The sequence below is a fragment of the Citreicella sp. C3M06 genome (assembly GCF_018860705.1).
Lineage (GTDB): Bacteria > Pseudomonadota > Alphaproteobacteria > Rhodobacterales > Rhodobacteraceae > Salipiger.
In genome coordinates, this window is record NZ_JAHKQA010000056.1 from 72,311 (window position 1) to 90,191 (window position 17,881).

A 17,881-nucleotide genomic window follows, 5' to 3' on the forward strand; every position below is an offset into this window, starting at 1 on the left:
GGTCATCCCATCCAGCGCCGCACAGGGGCGGCGGCCTCTTCCAGCGGCTGGCAGCGCACATCCACCAGCGTCGGGCCGTCAAAGGCCAGCGCCTCGGCCAGCGTGGCATCCAGCTGCGCCGGCTCGCTCACCGAATAGCTCTTGATGCCGAACCCCGCCGCCACCATCGCCTGATCGGTGCGGTTGAAGTCGACGTTGTAGTAGCGTTTATCGCAATCGTCGCGCTGGCTGGCTTTGATCCAGCCGAAGGACGCATTGGACAGCACGATATATGTTACCGGTGCGCCGGTGCGCGCCACGGTTTCCAGCTCGCCGCAGGCAAAGGCAAAGCTGCCATCGCCCATCAGGCCGACAACCTTGCTATCAGGCCTGCCGAACCACGCCCCAAGCGCGGCGCTCAGCGCATAGCCAAGCGCCCCATGCGCCCGGTTGGTGATGAACCGCCGCCCCGGCAGGGTCAGCTTTCCATACGCGCTCCAGTACGGGCAGGAGGTGCCGGGGTCTGACACCACGGTCGCCGTTTCGGGCAGCAGGGTGTTGAGCGCGTCGATGACCATTTCGGGGCGGATCTGATCGCCGCTGCGCTGTGCCAACGTATCGAAGCGGGCGAATTTGCGCGCCTTGATGTCGGCGATCCGCGCCGCGCCGCCAAACTGCGGCAGGCTGCGGCCCTGTAGCGCGGCATTCATCGCGCTCAGCGCCAGTTGCAGGTCGGCGACCACGCCCACCTCGGTCGGGTAATTCGCCCCGATTACCATGGGATCGCTGTCGATATGCACGATGCGCTGGCCGGGCTTGGGCTGTTCCCAGCGCGCGGTGGTGGTGGACCCGGCGCGGCAGCCCATGAAGATCACCAGATCGGCGCTTTCCATCATTTCCCATGTCTCGTCGGTGCCGCCGTTCGATCCCACAACCCCAAGGCAGAGCGGGTGCGTGTCGGCCAGCGCGCCTTGCCCCGAGATCGAGGTGGCAACCGCCAGATCCAAAGCTTCGACAAACTGGGCGAGCTCCCCCATCGCGCCCGCGATGACCACGCCGCCGCCGCAGACCACCAGCGGGGCTTTGGCGCTGAGGATCGCCTCAACCGCCGCCTCGGCCGCGCCGGGCGCGGGGGCGGCGCGCTGCGCGGGGTAGCTGGCAAGCGCGGGATCGGCCCAGATGTCTTCGGGCGGGACGGCATCGTACTGGATGTCATAGGGCAAGCCTAGATGGGCCGAGCCGGGCCGCCCCGTGGTCATGGCGCGAAACGCGGCGCGGACCATGCGCGGGATGTGATCGGCGCGAGAGATCACCGTGTTCCACTTGGTCAAAGGGCGCATCAGCGCCTCCTGATCGACCTGGGTCAGGGGGTATTTGCCGTAGCTCGCCACGGAAATATCGGTGGTGATCGACAGCACCGCGTAAGAGGATTCATTCGCCTCGATCAGCCCCGGCAGGATATAGGTCGCGCCGCCGCCCGATGGCCCTTCGCACACGCCGACGCGCCCGGTCACGCGGCTATAGCCATCGGCCATGTAGCAGGCCGAGCGCTCATCGCGGGTCAGCACATGGGTGATGCCGTGATCGAGCTGTAGCATGGCGTCGTAGAACGGCAGCGTGGTGTCGCCGCACAGGCCGAAGATATGCGTCACGCCCTGCGCTTCAAGCTGGCGCACCATCGCTTCGGCGCCGTTCATCCCATTCACGCGCTCGCCCATCTCTGACCCCTTTCTGATGTGTATCACAATCTGTATACAGCTCTTAATGCAGTTGGGAAGTCGTCAATGACCGAGAAAAGCAGTGCCAGCCGGGTTCACGCGCAACTGCGCGACATGGCGATCCGGTTTGCCTTCAAACCCGGCGAGCGGATCAATGAATCGGCGCTGACCCGCGCGCTGGACGTGTCGCGCACGCCGCTGCGCGAGGCGCTGAACCGCTTGGTGGCCGAGGGGTTCCTGACGCTGCGCCCCGGGCAGGGGTTCTTTTGCCGCGCGCTTGATCCGCAGCAGGTCGCCGAGCTGTACCAGCTGCGCACCGCGTTGGAGGTCGAGGCGCTGCGGCTTGGGCTTCAGGCCGAGGATGCGGCTTTGACGGCACTTGGCGCGCATCTGGATGCATCGGAAGCCAGCTATGCCGCCTGCACCGACGTCGCCGAGCTGGTGCGCATGGACGAGGCGTTTCATCTTGCGCTGGCCGGGCTTGCGGGCAATGGCGAGCTGTTGCGGATGCTGACCAACGTCAATGAGCGCATCCGTTATGTCCGCATGGTCAACCTGCGCCAGCTGCGCAGCGGCGCGGGCGAGGATCTGAGCGCGCATCGCCGCATCACCGAAGCGGTTCTGCGCCGCGATGCCGGTGCTGCCGAAGCGGCCCTGCGCGGCCATATCGAACGCCGCGCCGAAGAGACGCGCGCGCTGGTGCGGCTGGCCTATTCTCAGCTTTATGTGCCCGACTGACGGCGCGGTGTGATCCTGATCAAGGCCCGGCGGCGCCCCGGCGTACATCTTCGGTAAATTGCATATGGAGGCCGAAGATGAGTTACAAAGCCAGCCTTGGCGATCTGAAACCGCAGGTCAAACGCTTCAACGCCGCGATTGGCGAGACCGCCAAGGGTTTTGGCGCGATCGCTGCCAGCCTGCGCGGCGACGGGGCGCTGAGCCACAAGCAAAAGGAATTCGTCGCGCTCGGCATCGCCGTGGCCATCCGCTGCGAGCCCTGCATCCTGTTTCACACCGAAGCGCTGATCCGCATGGGCGCAACGCGCGAAGAGGTGGCCGAGGTGCTTGCTGTCGCGGTGGAAATGGGCGGCGGGCCGGGGGTCATGTACGGGTCAAAGGCTCTGGCCGCCTATGACGAACTGTCCGCCTGAAAGGCGCAGCCTGACATCCTAAATTGACGGGTGCAGCCCGAGACGACAAAAGGCCCGGCGCAGGGCAGCGCCGGGCCGTTTTCCATGACTTTACAAGGATCAGCCGCGCAGCGTGCCGCCGGTGGCCTTTTGGACCTTGGCGACAATCTTGGCAGCGACCGCCTCGATGTCCTTTTCGGTGAGCGTCGCACCGCTGGGCTGAAGCCGCACGGTGATCGCCAGCGACTTCTGTCCCTCGCCAAGGCTGCCGCCGATGAATTCGTCGAACACCCGAACCTCGGAAATCAGTGCCTTGTCGGCGCCAGTCGCCGCGTTGACCAGATCCAGCGCGGCCACGTCTGCGCCGACGACAAAGGCAAAGTCGCGCTCGACCGCCTGCAGATCGTTCGACACCAGCGCCGGGCGCGCGGCCCCCGTGGCGCGTGGCAGGGGGATGTCCTGCGGGTAGAGCACGAAGCCGACCGCCGGGCCCTTGACGCCCATCTCGGAGAGCACCTTGGGGTGGATCTCGCCAAACACGCCAAGCACCTTTTTCGGCCCGAGGCACAGCTTGCCATGACGGCCCGGATGCCACCAGCTTTCGGCCCCGCGCAGGATCTGCATCTTGGCGGGGGCACCGATGGCGGCCAGAACCGCCTCGGCATCGGCCTTGGCATCGTAGACGTCGACCGGGCGCGAGGCCCCGTGCACATCCTTTGGCCCGGTGCGCCCAACCAGCAGGCCACAGACCTGAAGATGCTGTTCGCCCGGCTCGGCGCCATGGAAGGCCGCGCCGCATTCGAACAATGCCAGATCGTTGAAACCGCGCGCCTGATTGCGGGCCGCCGCCTGCAGCAAGCCGGGCAGCAGCTGCGGGCGCATATGCGACAGGTCGGCCGAGATCGGGTTGGCCAGCTTCATGGTGTCATCGTCGCCGCCGAACAGCGCCGCCGAGGCCTTGTCGACAAAGCTGTAGGTGACGCATTCGTTGTAGCCCAGCTCTGCCGTGGTGCGCCGCGCGATCTGTTCGCGCTTTTGCATCGGCGACAGGATCGGTGCGGGCACGCCCGGCAGCGGGCGGCGCAGCGGCTGGCCCTGCAGTTTGGTCAGCGAGGCGATGCGGGCGACCTCCTCGACCAGATCCGCTTCGCCCATGACGTCGGGGCGCCAGCTTGGCACCGAGGCCATGTCGCCGCTCAGGGTAAAGCCAAGCGCTGTCAGCGTGGCGCGCTGGGTCTCGGCCGCGATCTCCATCCCGACGAGCGAGACAACGCGATCGGTATCGAGCTTGTAGGCGCGGGCCACATCGGGCTCGGCGCCAGCCTTGACCACGTCCGAGGCCTCGCCCCCGGCAATGTCGAGGATCATCTGCGTGGCCGCCTCGATGCCAGCGCTTGCCGACGCCGGGTCGATGCCGCGCTCGAACCGGTAGCGGGCGTCGGAATTGATCTTCAGAGCGCGGCCCGTGTAGGCGGTGCGGATGGTGTCGAAATACGCCGCCTCGAGGAACACCTCGGTGGTCTCGTCAGAGACGCCGGTCGGCTCGCCCCCCATCACGCCGCCAAGGCTTTGCACGCCATTGTCGTCGGAAATCGCGATCATGCCGCTGGCCAGCGTATAGCTGCGCTCATCCAGCGCCGCGAGCGTCTCGCCGCCCGTGGCTGCGTGGATGCGCAGACCGCCACTCAGCTTTCCGGCGTCAAACACATGCAAGGGGCGGTTGCGATCAAAGGTGAAGAAGTTGGTCACATCGACAAGGAAGCTGATCGGGCGCAGTCCGATGGCCTTGAGCCGCTGTTGCAGCCACTCGGGCGAGGGGCCGTTCTTCACGCCCTTGATCAGGCGACCGTAGAACACCGGGCAACCCTCCTGCGCGCTGTCCTCGATGGTCACCGAAACAGGGCAGGGGAAGGCACCGGGCACCGTGACCTCGGGGATGGCTTTCAGCGTGCCAAGACCACGCGCCGCAAGATCGCGGGCGATGCCATGCACCCCAAGCGCATCAGGGCGGTTGGGGGTGATGGCGATCTCGATCACCGGGTCGACCTTGGCCGGGTCATTCTGCGCCAGCCAGTCGGCAAAGCTCTGGCCGACCTCGCCCGAGGGCAATTCGATGATGCCGTCGTGTTCTTCGGACAGCTCCATCTCGCGTTCGGAACACATCATGCCGTGGCTTTCGATGCCGCGGATCTTGCCGATCTGGATGGTGGTGTCGATGCCGGGCACATAAGTGCCGGGGCTGGCCACAACCACGGTGATCCCCGCCCGCGCGTTGGGCGCACCGCAGATGATCTGGGTTTCTCCGGTGTCCGTCAGCACCTTACACAGGTTCAGCTTGTCGGCGTCGGGGTGTTTCTCGGCGGCGATCACCTTGCCGATCTTGAAGGCGGACAGCGTCTCGGCGGGGTTTTCCACCCCTTCGACCTCAAGGCCAAGGTCGGTCAGGGCCTCGGTGATCTCATCGACCGAGGCCGTGGTGTCGAGGTGCTCTTTCAGCCAGGAAAGCGTGAATTTCATCGCGGTGCCGCCGGGAGTTGTGATCGGTATCGGCAGGGCCTTACCGCATCGAAGGGCAAGGGGAAAGGGGCGCGGCGCCATGCAGCTTTGCCATTGCGCGATTTCCGTCTGTGCTATGGGCGCGCCATCCGGGGGCGATACGCCGGACATGAGCTGCCAGACCGGCCTTGGCGCTCTGCTGATGCAGAGCCGCAAGCGCGCCAACACAGCAACCGGGCGCTGGCCCTGCGCGGCACAAGGACAGGCATTGGCGACGGTGTATCCTGAACGGATCCGCAACCCGCCGCTGCTGATCCGGATCTGCCTGTCCCGTTTTGTGCCTTGGGTGGCGCGCGACGCCAACGCCGCTCTGATAGATGCCGCTCACCTCGCTGGCTTGCTGGCAATCGTCGGGCGATCACAGGGGACCGACGCGATGCCCCTGGCTTCATCTTGCCAGAAAAACTCCCGCCGGAGGCATCCTGCCCAGGCAACTCGCGCAACCGCCGGACGGTTCACCGAGGTTCGAAATACCCCAGCGGAATCTTGAGATAGCTGCGCCCGTTGTCCTCGGCGGGTGGCATCCGCCCGCCACGGGTATTGATCTGCAGCGCTGCCAGCATTAGCTTGGGTAAGGGCAGGGTGGCGTCACGTTCGTCGCGGATCTTGCAATATTCATCCTCCGAGGGCGCGTCCTTAAGATGAATGTTCGACGCCTTGTGCTCGGCCACCGTGGCCCAGCAGGCGGCAGCTCGGCCATCCGGCGCATAATCATGGCCGACGTACAGCCGGGTGTCATCGGGCAGCGACAGGATGCGCATCAGCGTCGCGTATAGCTCCGCCGACGATCCGCCGGGGAAATCGGCCCGCGAGGTGCCGCTGTCGGGCATCATGAAGGTATCATGCACAAAGGCCGCATCGCCAGCGACATAGCTGACAGAGGCCAGCGTATGGCCGGGCGAAAACATCACGGTGACGGGGATTTCGCCGACCATGAAACACTCGCCGTCGGCCCAGAGCCGGTCCCATGCCGCACCGTCGGTGGGAAAATCCTCGCCGAAATTGTAGATGCCTTTCCAGAGCCTCTGCACCCCGGTCACCATCTCGCCGATGGCCTGCGGTGCGCCCAGCTTGTCCTTCAGCCAATGCGCTGCCGTCAGATGGTCGGCATGGGGGTGGGTGTCGAGAATCCAGACGATCTCGATGCCGGTGTCCGCGATATAGGACAGGATGCGTTGCGCATTTCCGGTCAGAATGGCGGCGGCCTGCGGGTCGAAATCCAGCACCGGATCGACGATCGCGCCTTTCATCGTGGCTGGATCGTGAAAGACATATTGCCAGCTGCCGGTGGTCTCGTCCCAGAAGCTTTTCACGATGGGGCTTTGGGTCATGTCGATCCTCTTCTGTCCGCGGTGAGCGTGTGAAACAACGCCCTTGAGCGGAACATGTTCCTGAAATCGCATCTGTCCACGCCCCCCCGGCAAAACGAAAAACGCCGCCCCGGGGTGGGGCGGCGTCTGTGTCTGACCGGCCGAAACGATCACTCGGCGGGGGTGGCCGCGGCCTTGGCGTGTTCGCGCACCTGCTTGCGGGCAAAGATCCGGTAGACCACCACGAAGAACAGCGGCACAAAGATCACCCCCAGCACGGTGCCGGTGATGGTGCCGCCCAGCACCGCCGAGCCGACCGCCGTGCGCCCGCCCGCACCCGCGCCGGTCGAGATCGCCAGCGGCACCACGCCCAGCGTGAAGGCCAGCGAGGTCATGATGATCGGGCGGAAGCGTTGCTTGGCGGCTTCCTTGGTCGCGGTATAGAGGTCTTCACCGGCCTCGAACCGCTCTCGGGCGAATTCGACGATCAGGATGGCGTTCTTGCCGGTCAGGCCGATGACCGTGAGCAGGCCGACTTGAAAGAACACGCCGTTCTCAAAGCCGAACCAATAGGCCGCGCCCATGGTGCCCAGCACGCCGATCGGCATTGCCAGCATCACCGAGAACGGAATGGTCCAGCTTTCGTACAGCGCCGCGAGGCACAGGAAGATCGCCGCCAGCGACAGCGCATAGAGCAGCGGTGCCTGACCGCCCGAGGTGCGCTCTTCGAGCGACAGGCCGGTCCAGGCGATCTGGTAGCCGGGGGGCAGCTGGCTGACCAGTCGCTCCATTTCCGCCATCGCCTCGCCGGTGGTGACGCCGGGCACCGGCGAGCCCTGAATCTGCATCGACGGAATGCCGTTGTAGCGGGTCAGGCCCTGCGGGCCGTAGGTCCAGCTTTCGGTGGTGAAATTGGCAAAGGGCACCAGCTCGCCGCTGGAATTGCGCACCCGCCATTTTTGCAGATCAGAGGGCGTGGCGCGGCTGTCGGGCGCGCCCTGCACATAGACCCGCTTGATCCGGCCATTGTCATTGAAATCGTTCACGTATTGCCCGGCCCATGCGATGGACAGCACATTGCCGACATTGGTCGGGGACACGCCCACCGCTCCGGCGGCGCGCCAGTCGATGTCCAGGTTGAACTGCGCCGCATCTTCCAGCCCAGAGGGGCGCGCCGATGCGATCAGTGGGCTTTGCGCGGCCATGCCCAGCAGCTGGTTGCGTGCTTCGAGCAATTGCTCATGGGTCTGCCCGCCCGGCGCCTGCAGGTAGAAATCAAAGCCCGACACGTTGCCAAGTTCGATCACCGAGGGCGGCACGATGGGAAACACCATCGCATCCTGAATGCCCATAAAGGCCGGGAAGGCACGGCCCGCCACGGCCTGCGCGGACTGGGCGGGGCTGGGCCGTTCGGCCCAGTCCTTGAGCCGCACGAAGGCAAGGCCCATGTTCTGACCCTGACCGGCGAAGGAAAAGCCGACGACGCCGAACACCGATTCGACATTGTCGGATTCATTCTCGAGGAAATGCGTCTTGACCTGATCCACCACGTCGAACGTGCGCTCGGCGGTGGCGCCGGTCGGTGCCTGAACGATCGTCATCAGGATGCCCTGATCCTCGGCTGGCAGAAAGCCCGAGGGCGTGTTGTCGAACAGCCAGACCATGCCGCCCGCAAGTGCCGCATAGACGATCAGCATCCGGAACGGGCGCTTGATGATGTAGCCGATAGTGCCGCCATAGCCGTTGGTGGTCTTTTCAAAGCCCTTGTTGAACAGCCCGAACACGCCGCGCTTGGCGTGATGCGCATCTTTTGATTTCAGCAGCGTGGCACAGAGCGCGGGCGTCAGCGTCAGCGCCACCAGAACCGACAGCCCCATCGCCGAAACGATGGTGATCGAGAACTGTTTGTAGATCACCCCTGTCGAGCCGGGAAAGAACGCCATCGGCACGAACACCGCCGACAACACCAGCGCGATGCCGATCAGCGCGCCGGTGATCTGGCCCATGCTCTTGCGGGTCGCCTCGCGCGGGTTCAGGCCCTCTTCTTCCATGATGCGTTCGACGTTTTCCACCACCACGATGGCGTCATCGACCAGCAGGCCGATGGCCAGAACCATGGCCAGCATGGTCAGCGTGTTGATGGTAAAGCCCGCCGCCGCAAGAATGCCGAAGGTGCCAAGGATGACCACGGGCACCGCCAGCGTGGGGATCAGCGTGGCGCGCAGGTTCTGCAGGAACAGCAGCATCACGAAGAACACCAGAACGATGGCTTCCAGCAGGGTCTTTTGCACCTCGTGGATCGAGATTTCGATGAACGGTGTGGTGTCGTAGGGGATGACATAGCGCACGCCGTCGGGGAAAAACTGCGCGTAGTCCTCGAGTTTTTCTTTCACCCGCTCCGAAGTGTCGAGCGCGTTGGCCCCCGACGCCAGTTGCAGCGCCATGCCCGATGCAGGCTGGCCGTTGTAATAGGCGAGGGTGGCGTAGCTTTCGGCGCCGATCTCGACTTCTGCCACGTCATTGAGCAGCACGAGCCCGCCATCGGTTTCCGAGCGCAGCACGATGTTGCGGAAATCCTCGGGGGTCGACAGCAGCGATTGCGCGGTGATCGTGGCGTTGAGCTGCTGGCCTGCGGGGGCGGGCAATGTGCCGAATGAGCCCGCCGAGATCTGCGCGTTCTGCGCCGAGACGGCGCTGACCACATCCGAGGGGGTCATCTCGAAGGCCGACAGCTTGGACGGGTCGAGCCAGATTCGCATGGCGTATTGCGCGCCAAAGACCCGCGTGCCGCCAACGCCTTCGATGCGGCTGAATTCATCCACGAGGTTCGAGTTGAGGTAATCCGACAGGTCGGCCTGTTCGAGGCTACCGTCTTCGGAAATCAGGCCGATCACCATGAAGAACGAGGAAGACGCCTTTGCGACAGTCACGCCCTGTCGCTGCACCTCTTCGGGCAGCAGCGCGGTGGCCTGACTGAGCTTGTTTTGCACCTGCACCTGCGCCACGTCCGGATCGGTGCCGGATTCGAAGGTCAGCGTGATGCTGGCGGAGCCTGCCGAGGTCGAGGACGACGACATGTAGCGCATCCCGTCAAGGCCCGTCATCTGCTGCTCGATGATCTGGGTGACGGTGTTGGCGACAGTCTCGGCCGAGGCGCCGGGATAAGAGGCGTCGACGCGCACCGAGGGCGGTGCGATCTGCGGATATTGCGCGATGGGCAGGGTCAGGATCGACAAGACCCCGATACCCATGATCAGGATCGAGATCACCCAGGCAAACACCGGACGATCAATGAAAAAACGGGCCATGATTGTCTCCTGGCGGGGCGCGGGCGCCCTTGTATTCCGGTGGTTACTGCGAAACGGGGGCGTCGGTGCTGCGTTCTGTCGGTGCGACGGTCATGCCGGGCGAGACCTTCTGAAGCCCGGCAACGATGACGCGGTCACCGGCGGCAAGGCCTTCGGTCACCACCCACATCGCACCGCGGTCGCGCTGAACGATCAGCTCGCGGGTTTCGACGGCGTTGTCGGCATTGACGACCATCGCCATCGGGCGGCCACGGCGGTCGCGGGTGACGCCCTCTTGCGGGACCATCACCGCGCCATCAACCTGACCTTGCGGCATTTCGACCTGCACATACATGCCGGGCAGCAGGAACTGATTGGGGTTGGGGAATTCCAGCCGCAGCACGACAACGCCGGTCTGCTCGTTCACATGCGGCTCGGCGGCGGCAAGGCGGCCGGTGTGCTCGTAGCTGGTGCCATCGGCGAGGGTCAGGCTGACCAATGCGTCATCCGAGGCATCCTGCCCCGAGCGGCGCCAGCGCAGCAGCTCTGCCGCCGATTGCGTCACATCGACATAAACCGGGTCGAGCTGGCGGATGGTGGTCAGCGCCGTGGTCTGCCCGGCGGTGACGAGCGCCCCCTGCGAGACCTCGGACAGGCCCGCTACCCCGGTCAGCGGCGCACGGATCGTGGCGCGATCAAGGTCGATGTTCGCGGCCAGCAGGTTGGCCTCGGCCACCTTGACGGCTGCTTCGGCCACATCGCGGGCGGCGAGCGCGTCGTCAAAGGTCTGCTGGCTGGTGACGTTGCGATCGCGCAGCTCTTGCTGGCGCTTCGATTCGCGTTCTGCCGAACGCAGCGTGGCCTCGGCCTGCGCCAGCGATGCCTCGGCGGCGGCTTTCGAGGCGCCGTAGCTGGCGGAATCAAGCTGATAGAGCGCATCGCCCTGCTGCACGGCGGCGCCTTCCTTGAACAGGCGCTCGGTGATGATACCGCTGACCTGCGGGCGCACCTCGGCCACGCCAGAGGCCGCGACCCGGCCCGGCAGGGTCGTGGTCAGCGTGACGTCTTCGGCGGCCAGCGTCACCACGGTGACCGGCTGCGGCGGGCGCTCGCCGCCCTGTTGCTGGGCGGTTGCGGGCAGGGCTGTCGCGGCCAGCGCAAGGCCCGCCACGGCGAGCAGGCGGCGCAGATTGCACGGTGCATTGATGTGCATGTCGTCACTCCGGTAAGGCAAAGGGCCGCAGCGCGTGCGGTTGGCTCTTGAAGTGCGATATGGAAACCGGCAAGTTTTGTAAAGCGCGCAAGCTTGGAACCGACCGGTTTTCCCCTGCGTTTGAGCACAGGAGGTGTGCAGTGCCGGAAGACAAGGCAGTTGAGAATGAATGTCGGCCCCGTCGCGGGCGCCCGGTACAGATCGATGCGCCAACACGTGAGGCCATGGTGCTGGATGCCGTGGGCGAGTTGCTGGGCCAGTGCCGCCTCGAAGATATCAGCATGGCGGCCATTGCCCGCAAGGCGGGGATGTCCAAACGCACGCTTTACACGCTGTTCGGCAGCCGCGAGGAATTGCTGGGCGCGACCTTTGCCCGGATCGGGCGCACGATCTTTCGCCCGCTCGCCCCCCAAGACCACGCGCTCCCGCTAAGCGAGCGGCTGCGCAAGCTGCTGACCGTCAATGCCATGCCGCAGTTCGAACAGGCGCCGCTGGAACTGCTGCGCGCGGTGGTGGCCGAAGCGCCGCTGTTCCCCGGTATTGCCGAGCAGTTCGACAGCGAGGGGCGCGGCTCTGTCATCACCTACATCACCGCCGAGCTGATCGTTGCGGTGGATAACAAAGAGATCGTGCTGCATGGCATGGAGCCGGGGCAGGCGGCCGAGCTGTTGTGTGACATGGTGATGGGCAATGCGCTGCATCACCTGCTGACACCCGGCGCAGAGCGCGCCAACGACCTCTACGAGGAAAAACGCCAACGCCGCGACCGCGCGGTCGAGATTTTCCTCAACGGCATGCGGCCGCGTTGAGCCATGCGCCGATGCCATGGGGCGATTCCCCGGCATGGCAGTTGCGGCATGCGGATCTGGGCGCTTTGGCCAATGCAATCGCCGCAAGCGGCGTTTGGCGCCCCGTCCCCGTTAGCGCCCGAAGTTTTTTACCGCTGCGACGGCATCCGTGGCCGGCCTATCTTGCCAATTCCCGCTTGTGATCGCAAAGTCCGGGCCATGCAGATTTACCTCCCCATCGCCGAGGTCTCGGTCAATATCTTCCTGCTGTTCGGGCTGGGGGGACTCGTGGGCATCCTGTCGGGCATGTTCGGAGTGGGCGGGGGATTTCTGATCACGCCTTTCCTGTTCTTCATGGGCATCCCGCCCGCCGTCGCGGTGGCCACCGGGTCGAATCAGATCGTTGCCAGTTCGGTGTCGGGAGTGCTGGCGCATCTCAAGCGGCGCACGGTCGATCTGCGCATGGGCACGGTGCTGCTGGTGGGCGGCATCATCGGGGCGGCGCTTGGGGTGTGGCTGTTCAACCTGCTCAAGGGAATGGGGCAGGTCGATCTGCTGGTACGGCTCTGCTACGTGGTGTTTCTGGGCATCATCGGCGGGCTGATGTTCATCGAAAGCCTGCGGGCGCTGCGCCGCTCGAAACGCGGCGCTGCGCCCAAGCGCAAGCATCACGTCTGGGTGCACGGCCTGCCGTTCAAGATGCGGTTCCGCACCTCGGGCCTGTATATCTCCGCGATTCCCCCGGCGCTGGTCGGGCTGTCGGTCGGGGTGCTGTCGGCGATCATGGGCGTGGGCGGCGGGTTCATCATGGTGCCCGCGATGATCTATCTGCTGGGCATGCCGACCAAGGTGGTCATCGGCACCTCGCTGTTCCAGATCATCTTTGTCACGGCCTTCACCACCATGGCCCATGCCATCACCTCGCAGACGGTGGATATCCTGCTGGCGCTGGTGCTGCTGATCGGCGGCGTCATCGGCGCACAGATCGGCACCGCGCTTGGCACAAAGCTGAAAGCCGAACAGCTGCGCATCGCGCTGGCCAGCCTTGTGCTGCTGGTCTGTTTCAAGCTGGCGCTCGATCTGTTCCTGACCCCGGCCGATCTGTACGAACTGGGGGCAGGGGAATGATCCGCGCGCTTGCTCTTTTGCTGCTGCTGGCGCTGCCGGCCAGCGCCGAAGAGGTGGTCATGGGGCTGAGCCGCGACAGCGTCGCGATCACCACCGATTTCGACGGCTCCGAAGTATTGATCTTTGGTGCCGTCAAGCGCCAGACCGAGATCCTCACCGACCCGCCGCTTCAGGTCATCGTCACCGTTTCAGGCCCGGTGACCCCCGTCACCGTCTGGCGCAAGGAGCGGCGGCTTGGCATCTGGGTCAATGCCGACGCGGTCGAGATCGACGCCGCGCCCTCGTTCTACGCGGTGGCCAGCTCTGCCCCTTGGGATCAGTCGATCTCCGAGGTCGAGGATCTGCGCCACAAGGTCTCGGTCGAGCGCGCCATCCGCTCGGTCGGCGCGCCGATGGGCATCACCGACAGCCAGAGCTTTACCGACGGGCTGATCCGGATGCGGACCAATGACGGGCTGTTCGAAACCTTCTACGATTCGGTGGAATTCCGCGAGGCGACGCTGTTCGACGTGGCGATCCGCATGCCCGCCACCATCGTCGAGGGCACCTACACCATCCGCGTCCTGCTCACCCGCTCTGGCAAGGTCCTGTCTCAGCACGCGTCAAGCATCGAGGTCCGCAAGGTCGGGCTGGAACGATGGCTCTTCAACCTGTCGCGCCAGCAGCCGGCGCTTTACGGGCTTTTGTCGATCGTGATCGCCATCGCTGCGGGCTGGGGCGCCTCGGCGGCGTTCCGGGCGCTGAGATCGTCGTAATACGCCGGGCTGAACCCTCCGCAGCGCCTGTACCCGGTGTTTCCCGGTTCAGCCCCGCTGGCAAGACACCGATCTGCCCCGCGATGCCCAGGGGCCAGGCGGATCAGGACAGGCGATAAGCGTAGACGTTGTTGCGGTAGGCCTGTTCCTTGATGCGGAACTGGGTCTCGCCGACCTGCTGGAATCCTTGTGCAAGATAGAAACCGATGGCGGGCGTGTTTTCCGAATTGGTAGCAAGCCAAACCGTTTCGGCATCCCCAAGCCGTTCAAAGGCAGCCCTCAGCAGGGCGCGCCCGATGCCCTTGCCGTGGTGGCGCGGCTGAACGTACAGCGTTGCGATCTCCAGATCGCCGCAGCCCTCGACCGGGGCGGGGCTGTTGCGCGACAGGCGCAGGACACCGTCGATGCCTTCGACGTTTTCAGACACGAGGATCATCTGCTCCGGGTTCGCGATCAGCGCGAGGGTCTTGTCCGGCGTGAAGGTCTGTAGCGCATAATCGGCAAAAAAGGCGCTGACGCCACGCTTGATATAGGTGCCGATCCAGACCTCGATCGACAGAGCGGCGATGCTTGACGCATCAGAGGAAAGGGCGCTACGCACAGGCATTGCAACAAGCTGCCAGCTTTCTCGTCAAAGGGGAATATCGGGGGCAAGATTTCGTAACGGCAAGCGCGAGCAGATCACGGAACCCGATCCATGTCTGATACGTTCGGCCCCGTAAGCCGCAAGGAATATCCCGATGACTGACGTGACGCCAATCACCGCAAGCAAGGACCAGCTTTCGGTTCTTCAGAATCTCTTGTCGCGCAGCGCCGATTGCCGCGCCTGGTACGAGCAGATGGCCGACAAGGCCGAACCCGATTTCCGCTTTATCGCCCTGAAATTTCGCGGCCTGCATGTCGCGCACTGTGATCGCATCGCATCGATCATCACCGCCATGGGGGGCGATCCCGATGGCTCCGAAGGGCTGAGTGCCGCGCTGCACCGCACGGCTGTCTCGGTGCGCGCGCTTTTCGAAGAGATTGACGGGGACATGATGAGCGGCATCGAAGACGCCGAAGCGCAGGTGCTGGGCGATTTCGACGCGGCGCTCAGCTGTCTGCCGCCCTCGCCCTATCGCGACGAGCTGTGCCAAATGAAGGGCGAGCTGGTCAAACTGCTGGCCGATGAGGATGCGGCCTGACCCCAGCCTGACCTAGCCCCAGTCGACATCCCCCAGAAAGAGATAGCCCGCGCCATAGATCGTCTTGATCAGGCGCGGGTTTTTCGGGTCTTCGCGCAGCTTGGTGCGCAACCGCGAGATCCGCACATCCATCGCCCGATCAAAGCTTTCTCCTGCCGCGCCGCCCAGCGTTTCCTGCATCTGGGCGCGGGTGATCAGCCGCTTGGGCGCTTCGAGGAACATGCGCAGCACCTCGCCTTCGGCATGGCTAAAGGGCGTTTCGGCGCCGTTCGCGTCTTCCAGAGCGTAGCGGTCGAAATGCGCTGTCCAGCCGGCAAACCGGGCGGTCTCGCCGCGCTGCGCCTCGCGCCTTGGGGTGCGCAGGCGGGCGCGGATGCGGGCCACGACCTCGGAGGGATCGAACGGCTTGATGATGTAATCGTCGGCCCCCAGTTCCAGCCCGGTCACCCGGTCCTGTACCTGTGCGCGCCCCGATATGATGATCACCACCGCCCCCTGTTCCAGCGCCAGCCGGTGCACGAGGCTCAGCCCGTCGCGGTCGGGCAGGCCCAGATCGACAAGGCAGACGTCGGGCTGGCTGCGCTTCAGCGCCGCCTCGAAGTCGCTGGCGCGGGCAAAGGCGCTGGTGCGGAAGCCCGCCTCGGCCAGCGCTTCGACCAGCATGGCGCGGATCGCCGGTTCGTCGTCGAGGATCGAGACAAGGGGCGCGCTCATGCACTCTCCGGGGTCAGGAAGGCGGCCAGCGCCTCGGGGGAAAAGGGTTTGCGCAGCACCGGGCCCTGCGCTTGCGCGCGCCGGTACAGCGGGTCGCTGCCGGGCAGGGCGGTCATCAGCCGCACCGGCAGATGCGGCAGTCGCGCGGGCAGATCGGTGCCGGGGGCCTCGCCTTCAAGCGTGATATCTGACAGCACCAGATCCACCGGCAGCCCGCCCGCCAGCGCGCAGGCCTCATCAACCGAGCAGGCCTCGGCCACCGCATAGCCCAGCCCGGTCAGCATGTCGCGCAGCTGGGCGCGCAGGTCGGTCGAATCCTCGACCAGCAGCACGAGGTCGGAGCGGGCCTGCGCCGCCGCCTTGCGCAGCGGCAGCCGCAATGTCACCCGCGCGCCCCGTGCGTCATTGGCAAGGCGCACATCGCCGCCCGCCAGTTTCGCCATGTCATAGACCATCGCCAACCCAAGCCCCGATCCGTCGCTGCCCTTGGTGGTGAAGAACGGGTCAAGCCCATGCGCCAGCGCCTGCGGGCTGAAACCGGGGCCGGTGTCGGTGACCACCAGTTCCAGCCATGTATCGCCAACGGCGCGGAAGACCACGTCGATGCGGCCCTGCGCACCGCAGGCATCTGCGGCGTTGAGCACGAGGTTCAGCGCCGCATCCTGCAGCATCCCGGCGTCGAGCTGATAGCAGCCCTCCGCCTCGGCCCGCACCTCGAGCCGCAGCGATCCGGGCAGCGAGGGCCGCGCCAGCGTGGCCAGATCGCTTAGAAACCCGCCAAGCGACACCGGCCCCGGTCGCCATGCCCGGTGCGAGGTGATGTCGGCAATGCGGTTCAGCAGGTCTCCGCCGCGCCGGGCGGCCTGAAGCGTGCCGGTGACCAGCGGTGCCGCGTCGGGCGGCACCATGCGCCGCAGCTTCGATTGCATCCCAAGGATGATGGTCAGCAGATTCGAGAAATCATGCGCAAGGCCGGAAATCAGCTGCGCCGCCATTTCGCGCCGCCGTGTCTGTTGCAGCGCGGCGCGGGCCTGCGTTTCCTCGGTCACGTCATGGGACAGGATATAGACCCCCGGTTCGACCGGGTCGGGGGTGAACACCGCGCGGATGCGCCGCTGTGAGCCATCATCGGTGAATTCAAAGATGCTCTGCTCGCCGTTCAGCGCCCGGTCCAGATGCGGCGCGACCTTGGCATGCGCCGGCCCCAGCGCTTCGGAAATATGCAGCCCGGCAATCTCCGAGGGCCGCCCCGGCATCACCGACGACAGCCGCCGGTTGGAAAACGTATAGACCCCGCGCGCATCGACGCGGGCGATATGGGCGGGCATCATTTCGGTGGTCAGGCGGGTGCGGGCCTCGATCTCGCGCAGCTCGCGCTGGGCTTCTTCCAGCGCGGCATTGGTTGCGGCCAGCTGGCGGTTGGTGGCCGACAATTCCTCGGACCGGCGCAGCACCTCTTCGGAGAGCAGTTCCGAGCGGGTGCGCAACAGCGCTTCGTGGCGTTTGACGCTGGTGATGTCGGTATAGACCGTCACCCAGCCGCCCTGCGGCAGCGGCGCGCCCTCGACGCTGATGGTGCGGCCATTGGCACGGGTGCGTTCCATGTAATGCGCCTCGAAGGCGCGGGCCTGCTCGACGCGGGCGGCGACAAAGGCATCAACGTCATCGACCTGTCCGTATTCGCCGCAATCCACGAGGTGGCGGATGGTGTCGTCGAACCGCGCGCCTTCGGTATAGAGCGCCTGCGGCAGGTCGAACATTTCGGCAAAGCGGCGGTTGCTGACTGCCAGCCGCAGATCGCTGTCATAGATCGACAGCGCCTGCTGGATCAGGTTCAGCCCCGCCTGTGTAAACCCTTGTTTGTGCATCGCCCCCCCCTCCGGGCGTGACGCTAGCACCGGGGGGCGGCGAGGGCTAGCGGGCGTGCAGGCGATCAAGGGCCGCAAGCCTTTGCGCCCGGCTTGGCGGGGGTGGCGCGCGTTGCCATCGGGTCGGGGGAGCATCTGTTACAATTCGTTAGAATCCCGCAAAGATGACGTAAAGATTGACCGCCAGCCTGTCCTTGATCCTAATGGGATCGGAATCGCGCTGCCCTTCGGGGCAACCGGGGAAGAGGAGC

General features: G+C 65.3%; 15 protein-coding genes. 7 read left to right on the top strand and 8 right to left on the bottom strand.

What is annotated here, in order from left to right; genetic code table 11:
- Positions 1-2 precede the first annotated feature (2 nt).
- Positions 3-1,697 carry a thiamine pyrophosphate-binding protein gene (locus KO516_RS13035; protein ID WP_216004224.1) on the bottom strand — a complete coding sequence of 565 codons (1,695 nt, stop codon included), beginning with the start codon at positions 1,695-1,697 and terminating at the stop codon, positions 3-5.
- A gap of 66 nt (positions 1,698-1,763) precedes the next feature.
- On the opposite strand from KO516_RS13035, the gene KO516_RS13040 reads away from it, so the two are divergent.
- Both KO516_RS13040 and KO516_RS13045 read left to right on the top strand, forming a co-directional pair.
- The gene (locus tag KO516_RS13040; protein ID WP_216004225.1) at positions 1,764-2,435 is read left to right on the top strand and encodes a GntR family transcriptional regulator; all 672 of its coding nucleotides are present in this window, start codon (positions 1,764-1,766) and stop codon (positions 2,433-2,435) included.
- 77 nt (positions 2,436-2,512) lie between these two features.
- Positions 2,513-2,848 carry a carboxymuconolactone decarboxylase family protein gene (locus tag KO516_RS13045; RefSeq protein WP_216004226.1) on the top strand — a complete coding sequence of 112 codons (336 nt, stop codon included), beginning with the start codon at positions 2,513-2,515 and terminating at the stop codon, positions 2,846-2,848.
- Positions 2,849-2,947: 99 nt separating this feature from the next.
- Here the strand turns inward: KO516_RS13045 and pheT are convergent, their stop codons facing one another.
- A complete protein-coding gene (pheT, locus tag KO516_RS13050; RefSeq protein ID WP_216004227.1) occupies positions 2,948-5,344 on the bottom strand; it encodes a phenylalanine--tRNA ligase subunit beta in 2,397 nt (798 codons plus the stop codon).
- On the opposite strand from pheT, the gene KO516_RS13055 reads away from it, so the two are divergent.
- The gene (locus KO516_RS13055) at positions 5,334-5,873 is read left to right on the top strand and encodes a hypothetical protein (RefSeq protein ID WP_216004228.1); all 540 of its coding nucleotides are present in this window, start codon (positions 5,334-5,336) and stop codon (positions 5,871-5,873) included. The two genes, pheT and KO516_RS13055, sit on opposite strands and share 11 nt — an antisense overlap.
- Here KO516_RS13055 and KO516_RS13060 read toward each other — a convergent pair.
- The 3 genes from KO516_RS13060 to KO516_RS13070 all read right to left on the bottom strand — a co-directional run bounded on the left by KO516_RS13060 (position 5,839) and on the right by KO516_RS13070 (position 11,193).
- The gene (locus tag KO516_RS13060; RefSeq protein ID WP_216004229.1) at positions 5,839-6,714 is read right to left on the bottom strand and encodes an MBL fold metallo-hydrolase; all 876 of its coding nucleotides are present in this window, start codon (positions 6,712-6,714) and stop codon (positions 5,839-5,841) included. The genes KO516_RS13055 and KO516_RS13060 overlap by 35 nt on opposite strands.
- Before the next feature lie 149 nt (positions 6,715-6,863).
- Positions 6,864-10,001 (bottom strand): efflux RND transporter permease subunit, encoded by a 3,138-nt coding sequence (locus tag KO516_RS13065; RefSeq protein WP_216004230.1) that lies wholly within the window; start codon positions 9,999-10,001, stop codon positions 6,864-6,866.
- Between the two features lie 43 nt (positions 10,002-10,044).
- Complete coding sequence (locus KO516_RS13070) at positions 10,045-11,193, bottom strand: efflux RND transporter periplasmic adaptor subunit (RefSeq protein ID WP_216004231.1); 1,149 nt, start codon at positions 11,191-11,193, stop codon at positions 10,045-10,047.
- 140 nt (positions 11,194-11,333) lie between these two features.
- On the opposite strand from KO516_RS13070, the gene KO516_RS13075 reads away from it, so the two are divergent.
- From KO516_RS13075 to KO516_RS13085, 3 genes are all read left to right on the top strand, one after another.
- Positions 11,334-12,002: a TetR/AcrR family transcriptional regulator gene (locus tag KO516_RS13075; RefSeq protein ID WP_371742085.1), complete on the top strand. Its 669-nt coding sequence runs from the start codon at positions 11,334-11,336 to the stop codon at positions 12,000-12,002.
- 198 nt (positions 12,003-12,200) lie between these two features.
- The gene (locus KO516_RS13080; protein ID WP_216004233.1) at positions 12,201-13,109 is read left to right on the top strand and encodes a sulfite exporter TauE/SafE family protein; all 909 of its coding nucleotides are present in this window, start codon (positions 12,201-12,203) and stop codon (positions 13,107-13,109) included.
- Positions 13,106-13,864: a TIGR02186 family protein gene (locus tag KO516_RS13085; RefSeq protein ID WP_216004234.1), complete on the top strand. Its 759-nt coding sequence runs from the start codon at positions 13,106-13,108 to the stop codon at positions 13,862-13,864. The genes KO516_RS13080 and KO516_RS13085 overlap by 4 nt, the downstream gene beginning before the upstream one ends.
- A gap of 103 nt (positions 13,865-13,967) precedes the next feature.
- On the opposite strand, the gene KO516_RS13090 is transcribed toward KO516_RS13085, so the two are convergent.
- Positions 13,968-14,471 (bottom strand): GNAT family N-acetyltransferase, encoded by a 504-nt coding sequence (locus KO516_RS13090; protein ID WP_216004235.1) that lies wholly within the window; start codon positions 14,469-14,471, stop codon positions 13,968-13,970.
- Positions 14,472-14,604: 133 nt separating this feature from the next.
- On the opposite strand from KO516_RS13090, the gene KO516_RS13095 reads away from it, so the two are divergent.
- Complete coding sequence (locus tag KO516_RS13095; RefSeq protein ID WP_216004236.1) at positions 14,605-15,048, top strand: DUF2383 domain-containing protein; 444 nt, start codon at positions 14,605-14,607, stop codon at positions 15,046-15,048.
- A 12-nt stretch (positions 15,049-15,060) separates the two neighbouring features.
- Here the strand turns inward: KO516_RS13095 and KO516_RS13100 are convergent, their stop codons facing one another.
- On the bottom strand, positions 15,061-15,762 hold the full coding sequence (locus tag KO516_RS13100) for a response regulator transcription factor (RefSeq protein ID WP_216004237.1): 702 nt from the start codon (positions 15,760-15,762) through the stop codon (positions 15,061-15,063).
- Complete coding sequence (locus tag KO516_RS13105) at positions 15,759-17,630, bottom strand: PAS-domain containing protein (RefSeq protein WP_216004238.1); 1,872 nt, start codon at positions 17,628-17,630, stop codon at positions 15,759-15,761. The genes KO516_RS13100 and KO516_RS13105 overlap by 4 nt, the downstream gene beginning before the upstream one ends.
- Between the last annotated feature and the right edge of the window lie 251 nt (positions 17,631-17,881).

Bases quoted from the DNA above. Each gene is read 5' to 3' on its own strand.
- KO516_RS13035 (WP_216004224.1), bottom strand. From the start codon at position 1,697: ATGGGCGAGCGCGTGAATGGGATGAACGGCGCCGAAGCGATGGTGCGC.
- KO516_RS13040 (WP_216004225.1), top strand. From the start codon at position 1,764: ATGACCGAGAAAAGCAGTGCCAGCCGGGTTCACGCGCAACTGCGCGAC.
- KO516_RS13045 (WP_216004226.1), top strand. From the start codon at position 2,513: ATGAGTTACAAAGCCAGCCTTGGCGATCTGAAACCGCAGGTCAAACGC.
- pheT (WP_216004227.1), bottom strand. From the start codon at position 5,344: ATGAAATTCACGCTTTCCTGGCTGAAAGAGCACCTCGACACCACGGCC.
- KO516_RS13060 (WP_216004229.1), bottom strand. From the start codon at position 6,714: ATGACCCAAAGCCCCATCGTGAAAAGCTTCTGGGACGAGACCACCGGC.
- KO516_RS13065 (WP_216004230.1), bottom strand. From the start codon at position 10,001: ATGGCCCGTTTTTTCATTGATCGTCCGGTGTTTGCCTGGGTGATCTCG.
- KO516_RS13070 (WP_216004231.1), bottom strand. From the start codon at position 11,193: ATGCACATCAATGCACCGTGCAATCTGCGCCGCCTGCTCGCCGTGGCG.
- KO516_RS13080 (WP_216004233.1), top strand. From the start codon at position 12,201: ATGCAGATTTACCTCCCCATCGCCGAGGTCTCGGTCAATATCTTCCTG.
- KO516_RS13085 (WP_216004234.1), top strand. From the start codon at position 13,106: ATGATCCGCGCGCTTGCTCTTTTGCTGCTGCTGGCGCTGCCGGCCAGC.
- KO516_RS13090 (WP_216004235.1), bottom strand. From the start codon at position 14,471: ATGCCTGTGCGTAGCGCCCTTTCCTCTGATGCGTCAAGCATCGCCGCT.
- KO516_RS13095 (WP_216004236.1), top strand. From the start codon at position 14,605: ATGACTGACGTGACGCCAATCACCGCAAGCAAGGACCAGCTTTCGGTT.
- KO516_RS13100 (WP_216004237.1), bottom strand. From the start codon at position 15,762: ATGAGCGCGCCCCTTGTCTCGATCCTCGACGACGAACCGGCGATCCGC.
- KO516_RS13105 (WP_216004238.1), bottom strand. From the start codon at position 17,630: ATGCACAAACAAGGGTTTACACAGGCGGGGCTGAACCTGATCCAGCAG.